20 protein-coding genes and 1 pseudogene are annotated in these 24,328 nt (G+C 54.9%); 11 read left to right on the top strand and 10 right to left on the bottom strand.

The window, feature by feature from the left end:
* Nucleotides 1-472: 472 nt before the first annotated feature.
* The 5 genes from XYCOK13_RS09820 (at nucleotide 473) to XYCOK13_RS09800 (ending at nucleotide 5,335) form a co-directional block, all read left to right on the top strand.
* Nucleotides 473-643, top strand: a complete 171-nt coding sequence (locus XYCOK13_RS09820; RefSeq protein WP_213411960.1) for a hypothetical protein — start codon at nucleotides 473-475, stop codon at nucleotides 641-643.
* A gap of 201 nt (nucleotides 644-844) precedes the next feature.
* Nucleotides 845-1,543: a response regulator transcription factor gene (locus XYCOK13_RS09815; RefSeq protein WP_213411969.1), complete on the top strand. Its 699-nt coding sequence runs from the start codon at nucleotides 845-847 to the stop codon at nucleotides 1,541-1,543.
* Nucleotides 1,536-2,540: a sensor histidine kinase gene (locus XYCOK13_RS09810; protein WP_213411959.1), complete on the top strand. Its 1,005-nt coding sequence runs from the start codon at nucleotides 1,536-1,538 to the stop codon at nucleotides 2,538-2,540. Before XYCOK13_RS09815 ends, XYCOK13_RS09810 begins: the two co-directional genes overlap by 8 nt.
* Before the next feature lie 103 nt (nucleotides 2,541-2,643).
* A complete protein-coding gene (locus tag XYCOK13_RS09805; protein ID WP_213411958.1) occupies nucleotides 2,644-3,405 on the top strand; it encodes an ABC transporter ATP-binding protein in 762 nt (253 codons plus the stop codon).
* A complete protein-coding gene (locus XYCOK13_RS09800; protein WP_213411957.1) occupies nucleotides 3,395-5,335 on the top strand; it encodes an FtsX-like permease family protein in 1,941 nt (646 codons plus the stop codon). The genes XYCOK13_RS09805 and XYCOK13_RS09800 overlap by 11 nt, the downstream gene beginning before the upstream one ends.
* Before the next feature lie 976 nt (nucleotides 5,336-6,311).
* Here the strand turns inward: XYCOK13_RS09800 and XYCOK13_RS09795 are convergent.
* The 3 genes and pseudogenes from XYCOK13_RS09795 to XYCOK13_RS09785 form a co-directional block, all read right to left on the bottom strand.
* The gene (locus XYCOK13_RS09795) at nucleotides 6,312-6,602 is read right to left on the bottom strand and encodes a LysM peptidoglycan-binding domain-containing protein (RefSeq protein WP_213411956.1); all 291 of its coding nucleotides are present in this window, start codon (nucleotides 6,600-6,602) and stop codon (nucleotides 6,312-6,314) included.
* Between the two features lie 241 nt (nucleotides 6,603-6,843).
* Nucleotides 6,844-7,677: an ion transporter gene (locus XYCOK13_RS09790; protein ID WP_213411968.1), complete on the bottom strand. Its 834-nt coding sequence runs from the start codon at nucleotides 7,675-7,677 to the stop codon at nucleotides 6,844-6,846.
* A gap of 116 nt (nucleotides 7,678-7,793) precedes the next feature.
* Nucleotides 7,794-8,658, bottom strand: a pseudogene (locus XYCOK13_RS09785) (alpha/beta fold hydrolase).
* Here XYCOK13_RS09785 and XYCOK13_RS09780 point away from each other — a divergent pair.
* Entirely contained in the window at nucleotides 8,563-8,865 is a 303-nt protein-coding gene (locus tag XYCOK13_RS09780) for a hypothetical protein (RefSeq protein WP_213411970.1), read from the top strand. The pseudogene XYCOK13_RS09785 and the gene XYCOK13_RS09780 sit on opposite strands and share 96 nt — an antisense overlap.
* A 71-nt stretch (nucleotides 8,866-8,936) precedes the next feature.
* Here the strand turns inward: XYCOK13_RS09780 and XYCOK13_RS09775 are convergent, their stop codons facing one another.
* The 4 genes from XYCOK13_RS09775 to XYCOK13_RS09760 all read right to left on the bottom strand — a co-directional run bounded on the left by XYCOK13_RS09775 (nucleotide 8,937) and on the right by XYCOK13_RS09760 (nucleotide 15,944).
* Nucleotides 8,937-10,412, bottom strand: coding sequence for a protein adenylyltransferase SelO (locus XYCOK13_RS09775; protein ID WP_213411955.1), 1,476 nt, complete (start codon nucleotides 10,410-10,412; stop codon nucleotides 8,937-8,939).
* A 111-nt stretch (nucleotides 10,413-10,523) separates the two neighbouring features.
* Nucleotides 10,524-12,932: a heavy metal translocating P-type ATPase gene (locus XYCOK13_RS09770; RefSeq protein ID WP_213411954.1), complete on the bottom strand. Its 2,409-nt coding sequence runs from the start codon at nucleotides 12,930-12,932 to the stop codon at nucleotides 10,524-10,526.
* Nucleotides 12,933-13,151: 219 nt separating this feature from the next.
* Nucleotides 13,152-14,051 carry a hypothetical protein gene (locus tag XYCOK13_RS09765; RefSeq protein ID WP_244865100.1) on the bottom strand — a complete coding sequence of 300 codons (900 nt, stop codon included), beginning with the start codon at nucleotides 14,049-14,051 and terminating at the stop codon, nucleotides 13,152-13,154.
* Nucleotides 14,052-14,342: 291 nt separating this feature from the next.
* Nucleotides 14,343-15,944, bottom strand: coding sequence for an MFS transporter (locus XYCOK13_RS09760; RefSeq protein WP_213411953.1), 1,602 nt, complete (start codon nucleotides 15,942-15,944; stop codon nucleotides 14,343-14,345).
* Between the two features lie 336 nt (nucleotides 15,945-16,280).
* Here XYCOK13_RS09760 and XYCOK13_RS09755 point away from each other — a divergent pair, with 336 nt between their 5' ends.
* Nucleotides 16,281-16,715, top strand: a complete 435-nt coding sequence (locus XYCOK13_RS09755) for a MarR family winged helix-turn-helix transcriptional regulator (protein ID WP_213411952.1) — start codon at nucleotides 16,281-16,283, stop codon at nucleotides 16,713-16,715.
* Nucleotides 16,716-16,728: 13 nt separating this feature from the next.
* Here XYCOK13_RS09755 and XYCOK13_RS09750 read toward each other — a convergent pair whose 3' ends face one another.
* Together XYCOK13_RS09750 and XYCOK13_RS09745 are read right to left on the bottom strand one after the other, a co-directional pair.
* The gene (locus XYCOK13_RS09750; protein ID WP_213411966.1) at nucleotides 16,729-17,688 is read right to left on the bottom strand and encodes a phosphotransferase family protein; all 960 of its coding nucleotides are present in this window, start codon (nucleotides 17,686-17,688) and stop codon (nucleotides 16,729-16,731) included.
* 226 nt (nucleotides 17,689-17,914) lie between these two features.
* Nucleotides 17,915-19,054 carry an SGNH/GDSL hydrolase family protein gene (locus tag XYCOK13_RS09745; protein WP_213411951.1) on the bottom strand — a complete coding sequence of 380 codons (1,140 nt, stop codon included), beginning with the start codon at nucleotides 19,052-19,054 and terminating at the stop codon, nucleotides 17,915-17,917.
* Between the two features lie 272 nt (nucleotides 19,055-19,326).
* On the opposite strand from XYCOK13_RS09745, the gene XYCOK13_RS09740 reads away from it, so the two are divergent.
* The 4 genes from XYCOK13_RS09740 to XYCOK13_RS09725 are packed head-to-tail and all read left to right on the top strand — an operon-like array spanning nucleotide 19,327 to nucleotide 22,736.
* Complete coding sequence (locus tag XYCOK13_RS09740; RefSeq protein ID WP_244865099.1) at nucleotides 19,327-20,274, top strand: putative selenate ABC transporter substrate-binding protein; 948 nt, start codon at nucleotides 19,327-19,329, stop codon at nucleotides 20,272-20,274.
* A 31-nt stretch (nucleotides 20,275-20,305) separates the two neighbouring features.
* Nucleotides 20,306-21,073 (top strand): phosphonate ABC transporter ATP-binding protein, encoded by a 768-nt coding sequence (locus XYCOK13_RS09735; RefSeq protein ID WP_213411950.1) that lies wholly within the window; start codon nucleotides 20,306-20,308, stop codon nucleotides 21,071-21,073.
* Nucleotides 21,070-21,864, top strand: coding sequence for a PhnE/PtxC family ABC transporter permease (locus XYCOK13_RS09730; protein ID WP_213411949.1), 795 nt, complete (start codon nucleotides 21,070-21,072; stop codon nucleotides 21,862-21,864). Before XYCOK13_RS09735 ends, XYCOK13_RS09730 begins: the two co-directional genes overlap by 4 nt.
* Nucleotides 21,864-22,736: a PhnE/PtxC family ABC transporter permease gene (locus XYCOK13_RS09725; RefSeq protein WP_213411948.1), complete on the top strand. Its 873-nt coding sequence runs from the start codon at nucleotides 21,864-21,866 to the stop codon at nucleotides 22,734-22,736. Before XYCOK13_RS09730 ends, XYCOK13_RS09725 begins: the two co-directional genes overlap by 1 nt.
* Nucleotides 22,737-23,252: 516 nt before the next feature.
* Here XYCOK13_RS09725 and XYCOK13_RS09720 read toward each other — a convergent pair.
* Nucleotides 23,253-24,137 (bottom strand): selenium metabolism-associated LysR family transcriptional regulator, encoded by an 885-nt coding sequence (locus tag XYCOK13_RS09720; RefSeq protein ID WP_213411947.1) that lies wholly within the window; start codon nucleotides 24,135-24,137, stop codon nucleotides 23,253-23,255.
* Nucleotides 24,138-24,328 lie beyond the last annotated feature (191 nt).

Below are 24,328 nucleotides of genomic sequence, written 5' to 3'. Positions count from 1 at the left end.
TATCACGGAATAGTAACACATATGTCTGGCCTTGGTGGCAATCTTTCGCGATCTGTGTTAACATGGGGACATCTTACAGAATGGAGGGTTACGTGTGATTCATTATTCCCGATTGAGAGTACAAGCGAACTAATGGCTGTCGCTCATTCACGCTGTCTTATGCAGCAAAATCGGGATAGGTTTGTCCATTTACACGTATATCCGCCTTCTTCTATCGATCAGGCTCGCTTTCCAGGCCCTTGCTTGGAAGCCTGCTTATTCACATCGCATGTTCAGCATGAAGCTGCGGAATAGAGGTAGTCGTCAGGAATGTCCTGCGGCTTGCCCTTTCTATGAAGGCCTTGTCGCAATGGCTGTTTCAGCCTGAACAAGGAATTCCTTATGCGTGATTCACCTGACATCTTCCGGTTCGATTTCGTGCACGGACAGCATCATGGTCTGTGTGTTATTCGAAAAGGAGGATGTTTTCTTTATGACAAAATTACCCGAATCCCCCATGCCATCCGGCGCGCAACACCTGTTATCCCTAGCGGAACAGCATGGCCTCCGTCTGCGTGCCGAGCAACTGGAAATCAACGAATCCGGCATGGATTTCCTTGTAGCTTTTGCAACAGACGAAGCCGGGCAAGCATGTTTGCCCTGATTACCGGCACGGAAGACAATAGGGAAATGGCTCGCGGCATGCTCGCCAATTGGAACGTGGAATAAAGCCGCTTTTCGTCCGACCGGTCAGACTCATCGCATGCAGCTTGGCGCAGCGGAGAACGGGGCTTTCGCATCTGAAGCTCCGGCTTGCCGCTGCTTCCTGTCTTCCATCTACTCTATACGCTGTGTGGTGACGCTCATGTTCAAGCTGTTAATAATCGAAGACGATTACGCCCTGTTCCAGGAAGTCAAGGAGCGGTTAACCGGCTGGTCCTACGAGGTTCATGGCATCCGGGATTTCCGCATGGTGCTGCAGGAATTTACTGCGCTCAAGCCGGACCTCGTCATGATTGACATCCAATTGCCTTACTTCGACGGCTTCCATTGGTGCCGCTTGATCCGCTCCCATTCGAGCGTCCCGATTATCTTTTTGTCTTCGCGCGACCATCCGACCGACATGGTTATGTCGATGCAGCTGGGAGCTGACGATTACATCCAGAAGCCCTTCCATTTCGATGTGCTGATTGCCAAGATCCAGGCAGTGCTGCGGCGCGTATACCAGTACAACACCGAGCAGATTGAGCTGAGGAGCTGGTGCGGCGCCATGATCGATTACAAGAAGAACACCGTCACCAAGGGCTCGCATACGATCACTTTGACGAAGAACGAAATGTTTATACTGGTGCGTCTGTTAGAGCAGAAAAACCGCATTGTCCCTAGAGAGACGCTGATCGAAAGCCTATGGGAGGACAGCCGCTTTATCAGCGACAACACCTTGACCGTGAATGTGAACCGATTGAGAAAAAGATTAGACGAGTTGGATTTGGGCCGTTATATCGAGACGAAGGTCGGCCAGGGCTACATGGCGATGGAAGATGAGGCATTCCGTCATGATTAGGGCCTATCTCAAGGAGCGACGAAGCTGGATCGTCATGATGCTCGCGCTGCAAGGGCTTGGACTATTCATTGCAGCAGTGGACCCGATGATCCCCGTGTTGTCGATGCTGTATGTTGCTTTTTTGTCCACTCTGCTTTTCGTGATCTTTCTGGTCTTTCGCTATTACAAGGAAACACGTTTCTACAAGAGCCTGCTTCAACGCGAGCACAACCTGGATATGACGACGATTGCGGACGCGAGCAGCCCGCTCGAACGTATTGTGGCGGAAAGCCTGACGGGCGAGATTGAGCAGCTGAGGCAGGATGCCGCTATGAATCGATTGCTGCTGGAACAGGAAAAGGACGAGCTTCTCGCCTGGATCCATGAAGTGAAAACACCGCTTACAGCTATGCGCTTAATGATGGACCGCATGCAGCATGATCCCGTCAAGGCCCAGCTGCACGTCGAGTGGCTCCGTCTGCATCACCTGCTGGATCAGCAGCTCCATCAGAAGCGGCTGCCTTTCATGGAAAATGACCTGTACATCGATGCCGTCAATCTGGAAGATATCGTCGTGCAAGAGATCAAGACGCTGCAGGCCTGGTGCATTCAGAAGGGCCTCGGCTTTGACATTCAACTTGCCGTCACGGAAGTCCTCAGCGATGCGAAGTGGCTGTCATTCATTCTCCGCCAGCTGCTCAGCAACGCAGTAAAGTACAGTGAACAGGCAGACATCACCATCCTGAGCGAGCAGCGCCGTCAGCATACGGTTCTCCTCATTCGCGATGCGGGTATGGGCATTGATCCCAAGGATCTCCCTCGTATTTTCGACAAGGGCTTTACCTCCACCACCGAGCATCAGAATGGGGCGGCAACCGGCATGGGCTTGTATTTGGCCAAAAAGGCCGCGCAATCGCTGCACATCGCCATTGATGCGGCCTCCACGCCGGGGGAGGGCACAACGTTTACGTTGACGTTCCCCAAGCGAAACGAATTCGTCACCACCCAAAGCATGTGACATGATTGTCACATGCTTCTCTTCATTTGTTCGGTGAATCGCAGGAGCGGAAGCGGTGTTCCCTTCTATAATGAGTGGAGACCTATCAGAAGGAGTGAAGAGAATGCCGATTGTAGAGGCACAGAAACTTCATAAAAGCTACGGCAACAAATGGAACCGGCAAGAGGTCCTGAAGGGCATTGACCTCCAAATTGAGCAAGGGGAATTCGTCAGTATCATGGGACCGTCCGGCTCCGGCAAGACGACCTTGCTCAACGTCCTTTCCTCCATAGACAAAGCAAGCAGCGGCTCTGTTCGTATCGAAGGCCAAGAGCTGACGCGTATGAAGGAAAAACAAATCGCGGCCTTTCGCAAACACCACCTGGGGTTCATCTTCCAGGACTATCACCTGCTTGACACTCTGACCGTGAAGGAGAATGTTCTCCTGCCCTTGTCCATTACGAGCCTTTCGCGGCGCGAGGCCGAGCAGTGGTTTCAAGCACTCGCCGAGGAGCTGGGCATCTACGAGCTCCGGGACAAGTACCCGAATGAGCTGTCCGGCGGTCAGAAGCAGCGCACTTCCGCCGCTCGCGCCTTCATCCATCAGCCCAGCGTCATCTTCGCGGACGAGCCGACCGGCGCGCTTGATTCCAAATCGGCATCCGATCTGCTGAATAAATTAAGCGAGCTCAACCGCAAGCGGCAGGCCACGATCGTCATGGTTACGCATGACATGACAGCCGCCAGCTTCAGCAGCCGCGTGATTTTCATCCGCGACGGGCAGATATACACCCAGCTGCATCGCGGCGATGATACGAGACAAGCCTTCTACGAAGCGATCATGCGAACCCAAGGCGTGCTGGGCGGTGTGCAGCATGAGCATTAGTCAGCTGATCTGGCGCAACCTGAAGACAAACCTCAAGAACGATTATTTGTATGTGTTCGCCTTGATCTTCAGCGTCGCGCTGTACTTCGCCTTTGTCACTCTGCAGTACGATCCGGCTATGGATGAGGCCAAGGGCAGTATTAAGGGAGCGGCCGCCATCCGGGCAGCCTCTATTTTGCTCGTCGCCATCGTTGCGGTTTTTCTTGTGTATGCGAACAAAATATTCATCAAGCGCCGCAGCAAAGAGATCGGCCTGTTCCAATTTATCGGCATGACCAAGGGCATGGTCTTCCGCATCGTCAGCGCGGAGAGCTTCCTGCTTTACTTCGGCTCGCTCTTGGCAGGCTCGTTCCTCGGCTTCTCTGTATCCAGGCTGATCATGATGATTCTATTCAAGATCACGGGCGTGGAAGAGGTGGCCACGCTGCAATTTTCCAAGCAGGCCTTTCAGCAGACGATCGCGGTATTCGCGGCCATCTATCTGGTCATTATGCTGCTGAACTGGCTGTTCCTGAAGAAACAGACGATTCTTGCTCTATTTCAGGTTGTCTCCTCTACCGAGGACAAGGTCAGAAAGATGTCAATAGGAGAGGTGCTGGTTGGCATTCTGGGCCTGGCTTTTATCCTTAGCGGCTACTTCGTGTCGGCCCAGCTGTTCAGCGGGGCTTTCTCCAGCATCGAAGCGCTGTTCCTGGCCATGGTCGCTATTCTGGCACTCGTCATTGCCGGCACCTATTTGTTCTACAAAGGCTCGGTCCGGTTTCTCTTGAATGTCCTGCGCCGAAGCAAGAAGGGGCACCTGAACTTAAGCGATGTCGTTTCTCTCTCTTCGCTGATGTTCCGCATGAGATCGAATGCGCTGCTGTTAACGATTATCACGACCGTTTCCGCTCTGGCGATCGGCCTGTTGTCCTTGAGCTACATTTCCTATTATTCCGCAGAACAATCTGCGGCCGATTATGTAGCGGCAGACTTCTCCTTCATCGATCAGGATGAGGCCGCCGCCTTTGCAGAGGCTCTGCATGCGCATGGTATTGCTTATCGCGAACATGTGCACGAGGTGCTGCAAGTGGAGGTCAATATTGAATCGCTGGTGACATCGTCTGTGAACCTGAATGTAGACCCGACCCGTAGTGTGTTCCCCGTCATTAGCGATGAAGGGCTGGATGGCGTGGATATAGCACCTGGCGAGGCGATGCTCAGCGGCTTCAATGACCTGATCCAAACGGTTATGGCGCTGCGCTCTTCTGGCCCTCTTGAGCTGATTGGCTTGCAGCAGACAACTCCTCTGCACTATGTCGGCATACGAGAGGAGTTCCCTGTCTCCTCGTACTTTACGAGCGGACTTCCCGTCTTGATTGTGGATGAAGCGGTATTTGCGCAGCTGCGGCAAGATATCAACCCGGACATCCAGTATCGCTATTCGGTTCATGCAGGCATCGACATAGCGGATGCTTCCGCCTTGCCGCAGGCCAACGCCTTGTTCGGGGAGATGACCGGACAGCAGCAAAACCTCGGCATGTCCCGACTGGACATCAGCGCTTCGCAGAAGCTGAACATGGGTCTTGTCATGTTCATTGTCGGCTTTCTTGGCCTGGCCTTCCTGATTACATCTGGCTGCATCCTTTACTTCAAGCAAATGGATGAAGGCGAGGAAGAGCGATGGAGCTATACCATCTTGAGGAAGCTCGGCTTTACGCCTGCAGACCTGCTCCGCGGCATTCGCGTCAAGCAGCTGTTCAACTTTGGCATTCCCCTTATTGTGGGACTGCTGCACAGCTACTTCGCCGTGCAGTCTGGCTGGTTCCTGTTCGGAACCGAGCTTTGGACACCGATGCTCGTCGTCATGGTCATTTACACCGCGCTCTACTCGGTATTCGGCATGCTGTCGGTCTTGCATTACCGCAAAATCGTGAAAGAATCGCTCTAATCCTCTTGCCAGCCCCGGGGCCATCCGCTCCGGGGCTTTGTTATGCCGGCAGAGCTGCCTCGCGCCAGGGAGGCATGGTGCCTAGTGCTGCGTGCCGAGGCATAAGCAGACACCGGGCGGACAACTGACTCGTGTCATGTGAAACTGACTCGTGTCATGTGCATCTGACTCGTGCCTTTGTCGCTGCATCGTATCTCGCGCAACTCTCTCGCGCCGTGTGCATCTGACTCGTGCCTCAGGCCTCAGGCTGCTGCCTCGTGCACAATAGCGGGAAATGCTGTTCCTATTTCACATTCGTCGAAGAGGGCCACTGAAATAGCGGAAATAAAGGGTCGTATTGACGCGCCCGCTTGCGCTCCTAAGCCAATATCGTGGAAATAAGGCCAGTTTTTTCCGCAATTCGCGTCTCGAACTTAACTTCAACAGCGATAAGGCCTGTTTTTTCCCCTATACAGCTGACATCGGCAAAAGCAAAGCAGTCCCAGACGGGAATGTGTCACCTGGCAGAGATTGAGCCCGGCGGGCACGGACACTCTCGCGCAGAGACAGACTGTCGCCGCTGGTGTTGCGGCAGGAGCAGACCACGGGACGAGACGGCTTTCGCCGTTGGTTCACGGCAGAGATTGAGCCCGGCGGGCACGGACACTTCCGCGCAGAGACAGACTGTCGCCACTGGTGTTGCGGCAGGAGCAGACCACGGGACGAGACGGCTTTCGCCGTTGGTTCACGGCAGAGATTGAGCCCGGCGGGCACGGACACTCTCGCGCAGAGACAGACTGTCGCCGCTGGCGTTGCGGCAGGAGCAGACCACGGGACGAGACGGCTTTCGCCGTTGGTTCACGGCAGGGACAAACCACGGGCACGGGCACTCCCGCGCAGAGCAGCGACGAATGCTGGGGGCCCCCCAGCGGCCGGATCAGTCGTGGCCCATAGCTGCGGGCTGGCGATTCGGGGCATCAGCCGCAGCATGCAGCCGTTACCGCTGGCCGGTGATGCGCTCCAATCGATCGACGCGGCGGTCCAGCTGCTGCACTGCTCTCTCCAATTGTGTCAGCCTGCGCTGCACATCCCCGACGCCGCCCCCGGGCGGAAACGGCGGAAAAACAGGGCCTGGACCCGGTCCTGGAATCGGGATAAAAATTGTGAGTCCTGCATAGATTTGGCTTGGATCGGAGATGCGATTGGCCTGCATGATAGCCTGCACAGTGGTGCCGAAACGCTGGGCAATCGACCATAAGTTGTCACCGGGCTGAATGACGTAGTTCATCAAGCGATTCCTCCAATTTCTTGTTTTTACACCATACAGTGTATGTGCCCGGCCGGTCATCTGCCCCCTATCATCCGCCTAATTTAAAAAAGCCTCATGCCCTGCCCTATATGCTGGCACGCGGATACTCGGGCATGAAAAAAAAAGATGGAGACAAAACGCCCCATCTTTTTGCGTTGCGCCCTGGCCCCGGAATCTATCCATTCCAGGCGGCACGTTCATAATGTCAGGCCGGATAAGATCACCCGTTCCGCTTCAGCTGGTCCAGCAGCAGCTGCTTCATTTCCTGCATCTCCTGCTTCAATTCCTCATTCTCCTTGAACAAGCGCTCCATCTGCTGGCTATGAAGGTCCTCCTCTTCCTGTCCCAAGTAGCTGAGAATAACAGCCACCACCAGATTCAAGATGACAAGCGCACCGATAATAATAAAGGAGACAAAATAGAGCCATGCCCAAGGAATCTCGTGAATGACAGGCCGAGCCACCTGACTCGCCCAGGATTCAAATGTCACGACCTGCATCAAGGTAAACAGCGAAGCATGAAAGCTGCCGAAGAACTCGGCGGGCAGGACTTCACTGAAATAGGTCGTTCCGATGATCGCATAAATCGTGAAGATCAACATCGTCATGCCGAGAACGCCTGTCAAGGCAGGTACGGCTTTCATCAAGGCGTCGACGATCTTCCGCAAAGCCGGAATGGCCGGGATCATTCTGAGCAGACGCAGCACCCGGAGCAAACGCATCATGCTCACAAAAGGCGTGCTGTAGAAGGCCAAGCTTCCTACTACGATGAGAAAGTCAAATATATTCCACCCGTCCCGAAAGTACCGCTTGTAGCCAAATCCCGCCAGCTTCAAGACGAGCTCCAGGACAAAGACCCATACGATAATTCGATCAATCATTTGCAGGGAGCGATTGCCGACGAAATACGTTTCGGCTACGATGATGACACCATTAAATAATATAAGTCCGATAATAAAGGTTTGAAAACGTTTGTCTTCTACCCACTGCCGGATTCTGGCCCGCAAGGAATCAGGCTCCTGCACAGCATGGTTGTTGTTCTCTCTATGCTCCATATTGGTCAACCGCATTCCTCTCTATGAAATGATGAACAGCACAGCTCTCTCTCATTATACAAAGCCAGCGTCTCTTTGTTAACAGCCCGTCTCCTTTTCCCCGGCTGGCCCTGCCCTCACATCCCCTTGCCGTTCCCCAAAAAAGCAAACAGCTTCTCGTGAACTTGTTCGGAACCTTTTCCCAGCCAGATCAGGTGCCCCCACGTGTCAAGGATGCAAAGCTGAGAGCCGTTAATCTGCTCGTGCGCATAATGGGCATGCTCGATCGGGACCGAGCTGTCGTGTTGGCTGTGCATGACGAGGGTCGGGCACGAAATGACGCGCAAATCGACATCCGGCTTCCCCGTCTGCTCCAGATCGATCATAAAACCATGACCGGACCGTTGTTGGCAGATCATCTGCTTGAACGTTTGCACATCTCCCGGGTTCAAATAGGTCTGTACTTCCGAGTAGGGCAGCTTGCTGAAGGATGGTGCCATCATTCTCATCAGGAAGGCAGGGAAAAGGCTGCACAAGGCCCCCATCGCCTTCCACGTGTACTTCTCCACCCCTGGACGGAAGATGATCTTGGCTGCTTTGTACTCCCCCGGGCGTGAGCCATTGCTTGGTTACCGCCGATTGCAAGACAAGGCTCCTGATCCGCTCCGGGAAATGCGCGGCCAAATAAAGGCCGCTCGGTCCCCCGGCGGATATAGCCACAACATGCACCTTGTCCATGTTCAAGTGGTCCAACAGGGCAATGTAGGCTTCGCAGGCGGTTGCCAGACTTGACCCGATTGCAGGGGACGTGCGTCCGTAGCCTGCTCTGGAAGGCGTAATCAGCCTGTATCCCTGCGCGACAAGCTCTTCGTACCCTAAGAACTCGCGGCAGCTGGAATGCCCGCCATGCAGAATGAGAACAGGCGTCCCGGCTCCTTCCACACCATATTCGAGCTGCGCGCCATCTTGAAGCTGAATGTAGTCAATAGGTTTCTCGGCCATCGTATCTCCCCCCTACCCAACTGCCTCGTACCAGCCGCAGCGCTATGCATACGACCCATATCTGCCAGAGCGGGATTTCACTATGTCTGCTATTATCTAAACTCACTGTATCAAACGGCTATCGCCTTGGCAACAGCCGACGGGGCGGCGCAAATCCGGCCGGAAGCCGGCGGGATACGACCAAAAGCGAACCGTTCTCTGGTATAACCCCAAGGGCAATCCCTTAGGGTCAGATCAGAGAGGTTCGCTGTTTTTTTGGGGCGCAGGCAGTATGGTCATCACGTGCCGCAGAATGTGCGATAGGGCTGGGTGGATCGCGATGGCTGGGTGTAGGTGTCATCGTGCTCACAGCCATACTCGTACGGCTTGGCCAGTACGGCAAGCAGGCGATCCATGACGCTGTAGTCGCCTTCGTCCACTGCCGCCGCGAGCGCTTCCTCTACGCGATGATTGCGTGGAATATATGCCGGATTGCTGTCCCGCATCAGCTGGCGCGAGGCTTCCTCCGCTTCCGGCTGCCTCGTTCTCCGCTCTTGCCACTGCTTGTGCCACTCTGCAAATTCCGGCGTTTCGAATAGCAGGCTGCCTGTCAGCTGATCTATCGTCAACGCACGGAAGGTATTCGTGTAATCTGCTTGATACGTCTGCATCAGGCCAAGGAACGCTTCGACCAGCGCCTCATCCTCCGGCTCCTCGTTCCAGATTCCGAGCTTGGCTCGCATGCCGTTCAGCCAATTGGTTTGAAACAGCTCTGAGAAATGGGCGATTTCCTTCTCCGCCAGCTTGACCGCCTCGGCTTCGTCATCATGCAGCAGCGGCAGCAAGGTCTCAGCGAATCGGGCCAGGTTCCATGCCCCTATTGCCGGCTGATTGCCGTAGGCATAACGCCCATGTCTATCAATCGAGCTGAATACGGTAGCCGGATCATACGTATCCATGAATGCGCATGGACCATAATCGATCGTCTCGCCGCCGAGCGCCATATTGTCCGTATTCATCACCCCATGGATAAAGCCTACCAGCTGCCACTGGGCGATCAGCTTAGCCTGGCGCTCGATCACTTCCCGCAGCAGCAACAGGTAGCGATTGTCGTCCTTGGCCGCTTCGGGGAAATGCCTTTGCAGCGTATAGTCGGCCAGGATCCGCACATCCTCGACCGCTCCCCTGGCTGCGGCATATTGGAAGGTGCCGACACGCAGATGGCTGCTCGCCACACGAGTCAATACGGCTCCCGGCAAAGCCGTTTCGCGGATGACAGGCTCGCCTGTGCTCACAACCGCCAAGCTGCGTGTTGTGGGAATGCCCAGCGCATGCATCGCCTCGCTGATGATATATTCGCGCAGCATCGGACCCAGCGCCGCGCGGCCGTCCCCTCCCCGGGAATAAGGCGTTCTTCCCGAGCCCTTCAGCTGGATGTCCATCCGTTCTCCGCTTGGCGTCACCTGCTCGCCAAGCAGCAGCGCCCGCCCGTCGCCCAGTATGGTGAAGTGGCCGAACTGATGCCCGGCGTAGGCTTGAGCCAGCGGCTCGGCTCCTTCGGGGATGCGATTGCCGGCCAATATCGCCGCGCCTTCCTGGCTCCGCAGCGCGTCGACATTCAGGCCCAGGGAGAGCGCCAGCGATTCATTAAGCTTGACCAATCCCGGCTCGCGCACCTCCGTCGGATTCAGGCGACTGTAGAAAAAATCCGGCAACCGCGCATAGCTGTTGTCCCATTGCCACCCTGTTCGGATTTTCGTTGTTTCTTCGCTCATCGTTTCTCCTTTCTCGCGCCATGCAGCCTGGTTTAGGTTGTGCCTCCAGTGCTGTCTTATACATGCGCAACGCAATCGACAATCCGCCGCAAGCAAGCCCCTCGCCTTTCATCAAGACAAGCGCATCCGCTGCAGGCGCAGCGCGTTCAGCACCACCGATACCGAGCTCAATGCCATTGCCGCTCCGGCCAGCCACGGCGCCAGCAAGCCAACAGCAGCTACGGGAATGCCGAGCGAATTATACGCAAGCGCCCAGAACAAATTCTGCTTAATATTGGTCATCGTCTTGCGGCTCATCCTGATCGCATCCGGTATGCTGTTCAAATCGCCGCGCATGAGCGTCACATCGGCCGCCTCCATGGCTACATCCGTTCCAGTGCCAATGGCCATGCCGATATCGGCCGTAGCCAGCGCCGGCGCATCATTGATGCCGTCTCCGACCATGGCCACCTTCAGACCTTGCGCTTGCAGCTTCTTCACTTCCTCCGCCTTGCCCTCAGGGAGTACTTCCGCCAGCACCCGATCAATGCCTACCTGCTTGGCAATCGATTCGGCTGTCCGCTGATTATCCCCTGTTATCATGATCACCTGAATCCCCATTTGTTGCAAGCGCGCAATGGCCTCTTTCGAAGTTTCCTTGATCGTATCCGCTACGGCGACCAGTCCCGCATATTGTCCGTCAATCGCTGCCAGCATAGCAGTCTTGCCGCTCAACTCCATCGCTTCCATATCCGCTGCGGCCTGCTCGAACGAGATATTCTCCTGCTGCAGCAGCCTCCGGGTGCCAATGAGCACAGGCTTGCCTTGCACAACCGCACGAATGCCGAATCCGGGAATCGCCTCGAACTGCTCCGCTGCCGGGAGGTCAATGCCCTTGGCTTGAATGCCCTTCACAATCGCCTCAGCCAACGGATGCTCGGAAAGCTTCTCCGCAGCGCCTACCCACTGCAGAAACTCGATTTCATTCATCTCCGTCCGCACATCTGTCAGCTCCGGCTGCCCCTTCGTTACCGTACCGGTCTTATCCAGAATGACCGCTTCAATCTGATGGGTCGATTCCAGGTGTTCTCCTCCCCGGAACAAAATTCCTGCTTCGGCCGCCCGGCCTGAGCCCGCCATAATGGAGGTAGGCGTAGCCAAGCCCAGGGCACAAGGGCACGCAATCACCAGCACGGCTATCGCTTTCTCCAATGCCCCGGCGAAATGGCCGGGATCGGCGACAAAGAACCAAATCAGGAATGTGACCAGGGCAATGCCGACTACAATCGGCACGAAGACGCCGGAAATGCGGTCAGCTACCCGCTGAATAGGCGCCTTGGAGCCCTGGGCCTCTTCCACCACTTTGATGATTTGGGCCAATGCGGTTTCTTTCCCTACCTTGGTCGCCTCAATAGTGAGAGAGCCGTTCTTGTTCAGTGTTGCGCCGATGACGGCATCTCCCGCTTTCTTCTCGACCGGAATGCTTTCCCCTGTCAGCATGGATTCGTCAACGGAGGACTGACCCTCCACTACCGTACCATCCACTGGAACCTTTTCTCCCGGCTTCACAAGTACCCTATCCCCTACTGCTACCTCTTCCACGGGCACAACCTGCTCTTGCCCGTTCCGAACAATCGAAGCGGTCTTCGCTTGCAGACCCATCAAGGTTTTGATCGCTTCCGAAGTACGGCCCTTCGCCAATGCTTCAAACAGCTTGCCCAGGATGATGAGCGTAATAAGAATGGCGCTAGTCTCGTAGTACATCTCCGGCGCGTGATGACCGGGGCTTTCCAGCCATTGTATGGTCAAGTAAATGCTGTAGAAGTAAGCGGCCGAGGTGCCCAGCGCGACCAGCACATCCATATTCGCACTGCGATTGCGCAGCGCTTTGTACGCGCCGACATAGAACTGCTTGCCTATCCAGAACTGCACTGGCGTAGCCAGAGCCAGCTGAAACCAGGGATTCATGAACACGTCCGGCGACCAGATGAACGAAGTCCAGGCAAAATGATCGACCATCGCCCAGAGCAAGGGAAAGGACAGAATGGCGGAGACGACAAACTTCACCTTTTGTGCGCGAATTTCCCGCTCCCTCGGGTTGTCTTCGCTTTGTGCGTCTTCCTTGAGCGAGGCTTGATAGCCCAGCTGCTCCACTTTCTTCTGAATGTCCTGGACTGACAGCTCGGGACTGGCGTATTCCACATGAGCGGTTTCCAGTGCGAAATTGACCGTTGCCCGGCTGACGCCCGGCAGCTTGTTCAAGCCCTTCTCAATACGATTGGCGCAAGCCGCGCACGTCATGCCCGTAATTTGCAGCTCGACACTTTCCTTGACCGTGCCGTATCCCAGCCGCTCAATCTGCTGCTCCAAGGCTGCCGCATCCACCTGTTCGGGGTGGAACGTAACCGTGGCTCTCTCCAGCGCAAAGTTCACATTCGCTTCTTCCACCCCGTCCATGCGCTTCAAGCCTTTTTCGATTCGGTTCGCACAAGCGGCGCAGGTCATGCCTGTAATGCGCATCGTTGCTTGTTTGGTTTCCATACTTTATCCACTCCCTAATACCCCTAATAGGTATACATGATTGCAAAAAAAGAGCTCGCCTGCCACCATTCATTCAAGCGGCAACAGAGGGCGGTTGACTTCTGAATATGAAGCAGCATAACCGCACTCCCAAATACCCCCCTGGCGTATTTGGAATACTCTAATCATAGTATACCCCCAAGGGGTATGTCAATGCATGAGTGGCTCCATTTTTCAACTTCAGCTGGCCTGATCTATACCCATGCGCCGTGCCGCAGCTGACGTGGTTTGGCGGAACAACAGCGCTCCCGGCGCCAACGCAAGCAAGAAGCAGCCGCATGCCAGGATAGGGAGCACGTCCCATTCGAACACCGAGCGCCCAAGCCAAGTCTGCCATCCGATCGCAATCAAGCCCAAAATATACGCGCAACCCGTTATATGCAGGACCCCGCGCCGCCAGATTCCCGCGTTCCACTTTTGTCTGAGGAGCCATGCAGCAAGGGGCAGTGCCTGTAGAGCATGAAAGCCAAATCCGTGCAGCCAGATCACATTGCCCTCGCTGCCTGTGAACCGGCTCTGCAGTACGGAAATCCATATCCCGGCTGCGAACGAAAGCATGACGCCAATCATGGCATACCGGATAGCTGCGACAAGTTCGGGATGCTTCACATAAGCTTTTTTGCGGAAAAAATAAGCAGCGAAAAACATATAACACACGACCAGCAGCACCGCGTCAATTGCAAAGAGCGCACCGATTATATAATCGAAGGGCGTGCCATCCTTGACGAAGCGCGGGTTGACGCCCCGCATATGCTGCACGGTCTCTGCGAAGTACGCATATAGCGCCAGTACAATATAGGACCAGCGGAAGAATACTCGGCTTTTCTTGCCCATGGCCGCGAAAGGAACAAGCAGCGCCGTCGACAGCAGAAACAATCCTAGTGCGGCATTGAAGGAAAGGGCCTTGGATACATCGCCATCCGGAGCGACATACCCCCCTTTGAACAACATCCACCCTGCGCAAAATGCTGCAAGCGCAAATCCCAACAGTCCGGTAAGCGTCAGCCACCTCTCCTCTTTTAACCGATTGGCAATACCCGCTGCCGCATACCCGAATTCTTCTCTGCTCATTATGCTCATATTGTTCATCCTCCTGCAAAGTAGTAGTTGGTTCAACTTTACAAGAGGAGATGGATGCGCATAACAGGCGCTGGATGGAAACTGGACTGGTCCCGCGGAACGGCTGAGCACCCCGTCTAAAGTCCAGCTGGCTAACCGTTTTTTTTCTAGCTCGTGCAAGGCCGGGTGTGACCTTTCGTCGTTCAACGCGAAAAAGCTGCCCATCATCTCGAACGGGCAGCTTCCTCGTCGTATGCAAATCGTATGGTTTCCAAGACTCATGCCGAACATATCCTTGCAGAGAAGGATCGATTAGAGCTGCGGCTCTGGCTTTAACGATGGCTGCGTTGTCGCTTCCGGTTCTTGCTCGCCGGAACGGAGCGGAACCTCCCTTAAGCAGAATACCAGTACAAGTCCAATCAGCATCAGCACTGCCACGCTGAAAAAGATCGTAGACAGCGTATCCGCCAGCACAGCGCGCAGCATGCCCAGCATCTGCCCGAATAAGGTTTGCAGCTGTTCCGGCATCGCGGCCTGAATGGTCTTCAACTGCGGCTGATCCAGCAGGATCTGCGGGTTCATCAGCGGAGCAAGCTGCTCGGCCGCAGCCGTATCAAGCTGCGACAAATCTGCTTGGGCTGCCGCTTGTTCCAGGTTGCGGGAAAGCGTGCTGTTCATCACTGAGCCCAGCAGCGCAATACCGATCGTACCGCCAAGATTCCGGAACAGCGTCGTCGTCGCAGTCGCCACGCCGAGCTGCGCCGTCGGCACCGCATTTTGCACAACCAGGGTGAAGACTGGCATGCTCAAGCCCAAGCCAACGCCAAATACGCACATGCTGGCTACCGCCATCGTGATCGTTTCCATATACCCCATCATCACCATGCCCAGAATCATGAAGCCGAAGCCGATAATCGCATAACGCTTGTACTTCCCTGTTTTGGACATCCATCGTCCAACCAAAGTGCTGAGCACAATCATCGTGATCGTCATCGGCATATTAATCAGACCAGATTGCGTCGGACTGTACCCCTTCACCCCTTGGACGAAGAACGGCAAATACATCATCGCCCCCATCATGCCCGCATTCATCAAGAAGCCAATGGCGTTGGAAACATTCACAATGCCATTCTTGAACAAGGATAGGGGCAGGATCGGATTCGCAGCCTTGCGCTCAATAAGCACCAGAACGACTGCACTCGCGATGGTAATGGCAAACAGGCCGATGATTTCCATGGAAGCCCACGCATACTTCGAACCGCCCCAAGAAACAGCCAGCAGCAAAGCTACAATAGCGACGGATAACGCTGCCGCACCCGCATAATCGATAGATTCCCTGCTGGTCTGCACCTTCTTGGGAAACATCCGTCCAATCATGATGAAAGCGACAAAACCGAGGGGAAGGAAAATCCAGAACAACCACTGCCATGGCATATAGTCAATCAAAAATCCGCCCAAGGTCGGACCCACCACGCTGGAAAAACCGAAAATGGCCATCATCAGCCCCGTCCACTTGGCCCTCTCGCGAGGCGCGAACAAGTCCCCTACAGCCATCGTCGTAGCAGCCATCAAAATACCGCCGCCCAGACCCTGGATTCCGCGATAAGCAATCATCTGAAAAATGCTCGTGGAAAATCCAGTTAAACATGCGCCCGCCATAAAAACGATAATCCCAATGAGCAGGAACGGCTTTCTCCCATACATATCCGACAGCTTGCCGACCAGCACGGTCGCAACGGTTGAAGTCAGCAAGTAAATCGTAATAACCCATGAATAGTAATCCATGCCTCCGAGCATGGCCACAATTCGCGGCATAGACGTACTGACAAGCGTCTGGTTGATGGCTGCGAAAAACATGGAAGCCATTAACGCGATCATAATGGTTACTTTCTGTTTATAGGACAAGCTCTCCATATCCAATCCCTCTTTCTCTTTTTATTGCTGTCCAAACAATTAGGTAGGTAACCTAAATATATAGGAACATACAACGGATATTGTTTGTAATCAAGGACCTTCTTTTTCCTCCCTGCCTTGCTGCATAGGTGTTCTGGATAAATCGGTTCATTCTGGCCATCCTACAAAGTATGCACAAGACAGTCGAACAGACTTCCGTCATTATAGTTGTATCATACAAACATATAATTGTATCCTACAACCAGATTGCGCATTTGTCAAGAGACTGGCACATTGCTCCTCTTCTCCGGTATGCGTTATGATAGACGAAAGCAGGATCACATTGAGGTGTCAGCCATGCATGAGCAATCTATGGAACGGATCGAACAGGAATTAACGGATTTCATCCGCAGAATTGTGGCCACGGAGACGAGAACAGGCAGTCTGGACCGCTCGGCCTATATTCTTTTGCGCCAACTGTCCCTGCATGGTCCAGCGGGTGTCAAAACCTTGGCGGACGAGCTTCGTCTGGATGTGTCAACCGTCAGCCGACAGGCCGCAGCGCTTGTGGACAAGCAATATGTGGAGAAAGTCCCGAATCCGCTGGATGGGCGGTCGTATTTCTATCGGCTGTCTGCACGGGGTGAGAAGGAATTCGAGGAAAACCGACGGCTGCGGCAAGCCAAGCTGATGGAGGTCTTTCAGGATTGGACGGAGGAGGAGCGCGAGAGCTTCGGACAGCTGCTGCAAAAGTACAACCAGTCTGTCAATCGGATGCTCCACAACCTGTAAAGGGCTGCTTAGTCTACAGATATTGCAGCAGGCACGCCGCATGATAAGCTGCCAAACGCTCCGCAAACGCTTGATCGGGAAAGCCTCTGTGCAGCAGCTTCAAGCCGCCCGAAGTCAAGGAGATATGATGGTGGAACCGGTAGAAGCGCATCCTGTCCGGGTCCAGCCGATCCGTGGAGAAATAGCGATAATGCTCGCCGAATCGCAGCTGCAGGAAGGCGTGTTCGTGCTCGATATCAAAGTATTGGGCTCCTTCTATATCAATCAAGCAAGGTTCCAACAAATCGTTGACTAGCACATGATCTGGACCCAGCTCCCCATGAATCCATCCGTATCGACGCCTGGGACGAATGTTGGAGGCGAGCTCGGCCAATACATCAAGCAGTTTGTTACGATGTTCCCGGATGGTGTCCTCATGTTCGATTAGATATGACAGCTGTATCCTCGCATTTTCTAATAAGATATGGTGGCAGTCTGCTGCCTTTGCTTCCAACCCGGGAACGCCGTATTCCTTCCTTTCCCTAGTATGCATATGCTGCACCATTGCGCCCAACCGCTCGAACACATCGTCCTGTACGCGCTTATCGGCATGTTGCATGTATGATTCAGCCTTGCGCCCTTCTATATACTCTACAAGCGCGTAATCGAACGGATACTTGTCCCGCTCCTGATTCAAATCATACAAGACTGGTACACGAACACCCAGCTTCCCCATCTCATCATGGGCGCGTCTAAATGGCTCGCTGCCATATGTCTGGGCATGAATCCCTCCGCGCACAATATCTTCTTCAAAGTAATTCTCGGCTAGCTCCCACACATACAGCACGCAGGAAAATCCATTGGTTGCATCCACCTTCCAAATCACTTTTTGCGCGCCGCCATGCAGTCTCGTTGCTTGCTTAACCTCATAACTTGAACCTAGCACGTTTTTGACATACGTTTGCAAGTCTTTCTGATTGAGATGATTGTTCATCGCCACGGGGGACACTACTTCCACTGTTGCTGACGGACGGCAGCTTGTACTATTGGGGAAATTAGAGCGAAATATAGAATTGCCGGCAACCTCACTGTAGGACAAATTCCGCAGAAATACTAGACTGTTTCTTTCCTGTTTGGTATGATGTTGTATAAGGTCTAGGTAAAAATATCCATACAAAAAAGCCTCTGGATGCAAGTCCAAAGGCTTTTTTTTGATCGCTTCAAAGCGATGCTGCACCGTTCAGCAGCCCGCGAATATAGGCAGACAGGTCGCGCGCAGCCCGTTCATGCGCCAACCGCCCTGGATGGGTGCGGGCGCCGATCGTCTCTGCGGTCGTATCCGGCAGCTGGAAGACGGTCACGTTCCGGTCTCCGGTCTGCTTCCTATACGCATCCACCGCACGGTAAATCGCCGGCATCATCGGAATGCCCAGCATGCCGTAAGCCCAGACGATCTGTGCTTGCGGATTGCACCTTCTGAGCTTGCGGAGAAATTGCACGACAGCATCTTCGAACGCTTGCACATCCTCCGCATGATAAGTGCCATCCTCCAGCAAGCGCTGTTGATGCGTCTCCCCTGTCGCCTCATCCCGCCAAGGAGGCGAGTGAAATGCTCCGCCGTCATTGGTCCCCAGATTCACTACCACCACATCCGGCTGCCACGAGGCAAAGTCATGCGCTTCGAACGCCCCCAGCGCCCGGTTCTTCTCGCCTGTCAGCAAGCCGCATACTTGCTCGTAGTAATCCGGCAGATTGCCGCGGGGATTGTTGTCCCAGCTCGTCAATACTCCCCAGCCGCTTTGGGAGAGAATGCGATATTCGGCATTCAACGCTTCCGCAGTCAGCGCAGCATAGTTATGGACAGCGCTGAACCACATCGGAATCCAGTCTTCCTCTTCCTTCGCGCCGATTGCGCCTTCTCCCGATGTGATGCTGTCGCCTATAAATTCAATTTTGTACGGCTTCTCCTCGACAGGCAGGATGTGCCCGTCGCTCTTCACCGCATGGATATGCAGCGAGCAAGCCGGGTCCGCGCTCATCGCCTGCAAGTCTTTGACCAGTCGAATCTGCTTCGCTTTGGCCGCATTCATGCCGCGGAACAGGCATATCCAATACCGGCCTGCGGTGAGCATTTGCCTGCTGACCACAGCGCCGTTAACCAAGAGGCTAATCCACGGCTCGTACTGCTCATAGTCGACTTCCACCTCGATCCACAGCTCCGAGCCTGTTGCGTTCAGCTCGATCCCGCTGCCTGTCCAGAACAGCGTTAGCGGAGACAGGCGGCCTGTCGTGCGGCCGTGAACCTTCAAATGCTCGATATCGGACAGCCTATATTCCTTCATGTTGGTGCTTGCCTTCATGATGGACTCCTCCTCATATTCGTCCTTTCTCCCTAGTCTACTTGAATTTGCTCTTGCGGCAAATAACTATTCTTCATCAGCATCGCCCATGACTACACACGCGCCAATCCGTCGATTGCTTCTGTACGCCGCTCTGACTTCCCGGCTTTTCATACCAATTTACATTCTCTTCGATTGGTGCTACATTATTTGATGATATTTTTTTCTAAGCTTGCTGAGGAAATATCATGATCACCAAAACACTAGACATCACTTGCAGGGGGTACTTGTACATGTTCGCAATGACAAGAAAAACTATACTAGCGCTTGCAGCCTTAGCGGCTGTTCTCGTTCTGCTCGCAGGATGCGGCGGCGGAAGCAACGGGAGCGGAAGCAACGGGGGCGCGAACAGCGCCAATGAGGGTGCGGCGGCGAATACGCCTGAGGTAACGCCTGTCTTCAAGATCGGCGGTATTCCCGATCAAGACGTGGCCGTGCTGACTAGAAGATTCGGCGGAGTGGCTGACTATCTGAGCGAGCAAACCGGGCTGACGGTGGAATATGTGCCTACGCAGGATTACGCTGCACTCGTGACGGCTTTCCAGCGCGGGGATATTCAGCTGGCTTGGTTCGGCGGGCTGACTGGCGTGCAGGCTCGCAATATGACGCCGGGCTCCGAAGCGATTGCCATGCGGCCCGAGGATGGCGAGTTCCATTCCGTATTCATCGCGCAAGCTGATCTGGATGTGAATAGCCTGTCGGATTTGGCTGGACTGAGCTTCGCCTTCGGCAGCGAAAGCTCGACATCCGGTCATCTGATGCCGCGCCACTTCCTCATGCAAGCGGGGATTGATCCGGAGCAGGATTTCGACGGCACTCCGAACTATACGGGTTCCCATGACAAGACCTGGCAGCTGGTGGAGTCCGGCGCTTACCAAGCCGGGGCATTGAATGCGGTAGTCTGGAAGAGCCGCGTCGAAGAAGGATCGATTGACTTGAGCAAAGTCAAGGTTGTAGAAACAACGCCGGCTTACTTCGATTACAACTGGACGATTAACGATGTCGATGCCGCGTACGGCGATGGGACGAAGGAAGCGGTCGCCGCCGCGCTGCTCGGCATGAATATGACCGAACACGCTGAGCTGCTGGAGCCGTTCCAGACCGATCAATTCGTCGAGACGAACAACGGCAACTATGCGGAAATTGAGGAAGTCGCCAAGCAATTGGGCATTATCAAATAAGAAGGAACAACTAGACTGAAGGGGACAAACCATGCCTGATACCGAAATGTTCGCGCTGGAACAGGTCTGCAAGTCCTACGGGGCAGCCTATACGCTGCATCCCTTGGATCTGCACATACGCAAAGGCGAGATCGTCGCGCTGATCGGACCTAGCGGCGCCGGCAAGACCACTTGCTTGAATATGCTGGCCGGCACGATCCGGCCTGATGCCGGGTCGCTGCGCATTGCCGGAAAGCCCGCCGAGAGCTACGCTTCCGGCAAGCAATTGGCGAAGGTCGTCGGCATGATCCGCCAGCAATTCGACTTGGTCGGCTCTCTGCCTGTCATTCATAATGTGCTTGCAGGACGGCTGCATGAGTGGGGACTTGGCAAGTCCCTGCTCTCTTTCTTGTTCCCGCAGGACAAGCCTATCGCGGCAGACGCCTTGCATCGCGTCGGGTTAGCCGACAAGCTGTATGACAAGACGGCCAACCTGTCCGGCGGCGAGCAGCAGCGCGTAGCGCTGGCGCGCCTGCTTGTGCAGCATCCGCAAGCGATTCTGGCCGATGAGCCGATCGCTTCGCTGGACCCGGCGCGAGCAGAGGACGTGCTCGGCATGCTCGTAAGGCTTGTGCGGGAAGAGAACCTGACGCTGGTGTCGAGTCTCCATTCCGTCGAGCTGGCCCGGCAATTTTTCGAGCGCATGATCGCGATCAAGGAAGGCCGGATATTCTTCGATCTGCCGACCGCACAAGTGACCGATCAGCTCATCAGCGAGCTTTATCAATTGGAGCACGCTCATGGGACGGGAGCCTCATGATCAGAACGTATCTTGATTTCCACAAAAAGAATCTATTGACCGGGCTGTTATTAGCCATCTTCATCTGGAGCCTGTTCGCGGTTCAGTGGGGACCCGGCTTGTTCCACCAGGGCGGCCGGGCTGCGTTGAGCCAGATGCTGCAAGGACTTATCCAACCCGATTTTTCCGGAGAGATCCTGCGATTGGCCTTCTCGGCCGCATGGACGACGCTGGCATACGCGGTGGCCGGGATGTCGCTGGCCATTGTGATCGCACTCGTGTTCGGGGTATTCGCCTCGGGGGTGCTCGCTTCAGGACGGTCCGCACGCACTGTGCAGACAGTCGGCTTTCGGAGCGTGCTTGGCTTCATGCGGGCGATTCACGAGCTGGTATGGGCATGGCTGTTCGTAGCGGCAATCGGGCTGTCGCCCTTTGCCGGCATTTTCGCCATTGCGATTCCTTATGGCGGCATTCTCGGGCGCATCTTCGCGGATATGCTGCAGGATGTGCCGGATGAACCCATTTCGGCCTTGCGGTCGGCGGGGGCATCCAAGCTGCAATTGCTGTGCTACGGATATTTCCCGATTGCTCTGGCGGACATGCTCAGCTACTTGATGTACCGCTTCGAATGCGCCATTCGATCTTCCGCGATTATGAGCTTTATCGGGTTAGGCGGACTTGGCTTTCAAATCCAGCTTTCGCTTCATGACCTGAGGTATGATCAAGTGTGGACGTTCCTCTTCTTCTTGATCGGTCTTGTCGTGCTGGTGGATTTGTGGAGCCAACAGCTGCGGAAAAGGCTGGTGGCATAATGCAGCCCATCCAACCTGCAACACCTGACGCGCGCAAGCCCGGCCGACGGTTCGGATTCGTCCGCTTCTCGGTATACCTGGCACTTGTCCTTGCCGCAGCTTCGTGGGCATACATCTTCGTTGGGGAACAGGCCAGTCTCGCTGCGCTATTCTCGGCCAAGAACCTGCACTATGCTGTCCAGTTTCTGAAGGGTATGGCAGGAATCGGGGAAGCAAGCCCCGCCTTCCTCGACATCGAGAGCTGGAAGCGAGCCCTGGCCCTGACCTATCAGACGCTCCAAATGAGCCTGATGGCGATCGGCTTCGCCACAATCGGCATGCTGCTCACAGTCATTCCCGCCTCCCGCGTATATGCCGGGGGCAGCGAATCGGCTGCGCGAAGATGGTATAATCGGGCCGCATACGGCCTTGTCCGGGCCATGTATGTCGTGTCCCGTTCGGTTCCCGAGCTTATCTGGGCCATGATGATTATCTTCTTTTTCAAGCCGGGTCTGCTGCCTGGGGCCATCGCTTTAGCCCTGCACAACTTCGGCATTCTCGGGAAGCTGTGCGCCGAGGTGATCGAAGACCTGGACATGCGCCCGATCCGCAATCTGGCTTCGTCCGGCGCTTCCAAGGCGCAAATATTGGTATACGGGATCATTCCCGCCGTGCTGCCGCGATTCCTGACGTACATACTGTACCGCTGGGAGGTCATCATCCGTACAACGATCGTTGTCGGATTTGTTGGCGCGGGCGGTCTGGGACTCGAGTTCAAGCTGAGCATGAGCTGGTTCCACTATACCGAGTTGACGCTGTACCTGATGTGCTATCTGCTGCTCGTGTTCGCGGTCGATCTGATTTCCGCCGGACTTCGCAAGTGGATGCAATAAAGATTGGAAGCTGCCCCATCTCTGAGGCAGCTTCTTGTATACGTGGAAAGTTGAAGCCGTCTATATCGCTTTTGGCGCCGAAATCACCGAAGGCGGCTTGTTCTGAAATTCGTTGCAACGGGAATTATTGGCAGTCGTACTATTCGTTAATGGTAGCAACTTCACTCTTTTTGAGGGATTTTCGATGAAAATGATCCATCTATTACCCTATTACTATTATTACTTACGCTGCCTTCCACTATGAATGGTAATTCGGTAATATATGCGACTCTATATGCTGTATGCGCCATTTTTCATTACTTTGCTGCCCTAAATGATTGATAGTACTGCTAATAATCGTTCATGCCAGCGATGAATGGCAAAGGACATGCGGCTAGTGATTGCGGCAGATTGCTGCTTAGTCACTGGAATTGCGGTGCGGATACGGCGGCTAGATATGATGAGATGAGTTGCTGGAACCGTCGGTGTGACAACGGCGCGTACCCGCTGCAACTATCAGCTGTGCTCGATTCCCGTTCAAGGCTGGCTGCCGCCAATCGTATTCACCGTCTCGGCGATGAAGGATTGAACAAGCGCGTCATGCTGGCGCGATGCCAGGGCAACGGTCGAGAAGCAACGGTCCGTCGCGAGCTCCATTAATATGTGCACATGCTGGCGGGGCCGGTTGCCGACAGCCCAGCAGGAGACAAGCGAAAGCCCCATCCCTGCCTCCACTAAGGCAAGGACCGATTCCGTCGTGTTGACTTCCGCGACTGTCCGAAGCTGCTCCGGATCGAGGCCGTGGCTGCGCAACGCCCGGTCCGCCGCCTCCCTTGTCCCGGAGCCTTTCTCCCTCATAATAAACGGATCATGCACGACCTCCTCCAGCGTGGACACCTTGCGCTCGGGATCGCTGCCAATCAGCGCCAGACGGTCTTCTGCGATCACCTTCGATACCAGTCCTGAACCTTGGGGGCTGTCGCCAATCAGCGCAACGTCTATCCGTCGCTCTACCAGCTGCTGCAGAATGCTCGCCGAGTCGTCCATGCTGATAGACAATTCCACCTGCGGATACTTGTTGCGGAAGGCCTGTGCCACACTCGGAAGCATGTACAGAGCCGGTATCGTGCTCGCGCCAATGCGCAGCAGCCCCGATAAGCCCTCCTGCAGCTGGCGGCACTCCCGCTGGAACTGCTCCCAATGTCCCAGCAGCTCCCTGGCTTTCTTGTAGACCACCCGCCCCGCAGACGTAAGCTCCACAAACGCCGTATTGCGGTTGAACAGCTGCAGACCCAACTCCTCCTCCAGCGTCTTGATCTGCCGGCTGACCGCCGATTGCGTCAGCTTCAGCCGTTCTGCCGCCTCGGAGAAATGGTGATGGTCCGCCACGCGAATAAATGTCTCAAGCCTTTTCAGATTCATCATCAATCTCCTTGCCTATACGTATTGCTTGCAGTATATCGAATTGCGTCCCTTCCTACAATCTGTTTCTCCCGACTGCCGCAGCTCGCCGTTATGCATCACCGTCTGCATAAGAAACCTCTAATCAGCACCCCCATCGCTTTAGCCGCAAACGAAATGCGTCGCGGACATGCAATGAGACTGATTCTCAA

The organism is Xylanibacillus composti (genome assembly GCF_018403685.1).
Taxonomy (GTDB): Bacteria; Bacillota; Bacilli; order Paenibacillales; family K13; genus Xylanibacillus; species Xylanibacillus composti.
The sequence above is the reverse complement of the archived record's forward strand: the minus strand, read 5'-3'. Positions and strand labels throughout refer to the sequence as shown.

Excerpts from the sequence above, each read along its gene's own strand:
- XYCOK13_RS09820 (WP_213411960.1), top strand. The coding sequence starts at position 473 with ATGACAAAATTACCCGAATCCCCCATGCCATCCGGCGCGCAACACCTG.
- XYCOK13_RS09815 (WP_213411969.1), top strand. The coding sequence starts at position 845 with ATGTTCAAGCTGTTAATAATCGAAGACGATTACGCCCTGTTCCAGGAA.
- XYCOK13_RS09810 (WP_213411959.1), top strand. The coding sequence starts at position 1,536 with ATGATTAGGGCCTATCTCAAGGAGCGACGAAGCTGGATCGTCATGATG.
- XYCOK13_RS09805 (WP_213411958.1), top strand. The coding sequence starts at position 2,644 with ATGCCGATTGTAGAGGCACAGAAACTTCATAAAAGCTACGGCAACAAA.
- XYCOK13_RS09800 (WP_213411957.1), top strand. The coding sequence starts at position 3,395 with ATGAGCATTAGTCAGCTGATCTGGCGCAACCTGAAGACAAACCTCAAG.
- XYCOK13_RS09795 (WP_213411956.1), bottom strand. The coding sequence starts at position 6,602 with ATGAACTACGTCATTCAGCCCGGTGACAACTTATGGTCGATTGCCCAG.
- XYCOK13_RS09790 (WP_213411968.1), bottom strand. The coding sequence starts at position 7,677 with ATGGAGCATAGAGAGAACAACAACCATGCTGTGCAGGAGCCTGATTCC.
- XYCOK13_RS09780 (WP_213411970.1), top strand. The coding sequence starts at position 8,563 with ATGCAGAATGAGAACAGGCGTCCCGGCTCCTTCCACACCATATTCGAG.
- XYCOK13_RS09775 (WP_213411955.1), bottom strand. The coding sequence starts at position 10,412 with ATGAGCGAAGAAACAACGAAAATCCGAACAGGGTGGCAATGGGACAAC.
- XYCOK13_RS09770 (WP_213411954.1), bottom strand. The coding sequence starts at position 12,932 with ATGGAAACCAAACAAGCAACGATGCGCATTACAGGCATGACCTGCGCC.
- XYCOK13_RS09765 (WP_244865100.1), bottom strand. The coding sequence starts at position 14,051 with ATGAGCATAATGAGCAGAGAAGAATTCGGGTATGCGGCAGCGGGTATT.
- XYCOK13_RS09760 (WP_213411953.1), bottom strand. The coding sequence starts at position 15,944 with ATGGAGAGCTTGTCCTATAAACAGAAAGTAACCATTATGATCGCGTTA.
- XYCOK13_RS09755 (WP_213411952.1), top strand. The coding sequence starts at position 16,281 with ATGCATGAGCAATCTATGGAACGGATCGAACAGGAATTAACGGATTTC.
- XYCOK13_RS09750 (WP_213411966.1), bottom strand. The coding sequence starts at position 17,688 with ATGAACAATCATCTCAATCAGAAAGACTTGCAAACGTATGTCAAAAAC.
- XYCOK13_RS09745 (WP_213411951.1), bottom strand. The coding sequence starts at position 19,054 with ATGAAGGCAAGCACCAACATGAAGGAATATAGGCTGTCCGATATCGAG.
- XYCOK13_RS09740 (WP_244865099.1), top strand. The coding sequence starts at position 19,327 with ATGTTCGCAATGACAAGAAAAACTATACTAGCGCTTGCAGCCTTAGCG.
- XYCOK13_RS09735 (WP_213411950.1), top strand. The coding sequence starts at position 20,306 with ATGCCTGATACCGAAATGTTCGCGCTGGAACAGGTCTGCAAGTCCTAC.
- XYCOK13_RS09730 (WP_213411949.1), top strand. The coding sequence starts at position 21,070 with ATGATCAGAACGTATCTTGATTTCCACAAAAAGAATCTATTGACCGGG.
- XYCOK13_RS09725 (WP_213411948.1), top strand. The coding sequence starts at position 21,864 with ATGCAGCCCATCCAACCTGCAACACCTGACGCGCGCAAGCCCGGCCGA.
- XYCOK13_RS09720 (WP_213411947.1), bottom strand. The coding sequence starts at position 24,137 with ATGAATCTGAAAAGGCTTGAGACATTTATTCGCGTGGCGGACCATCAC.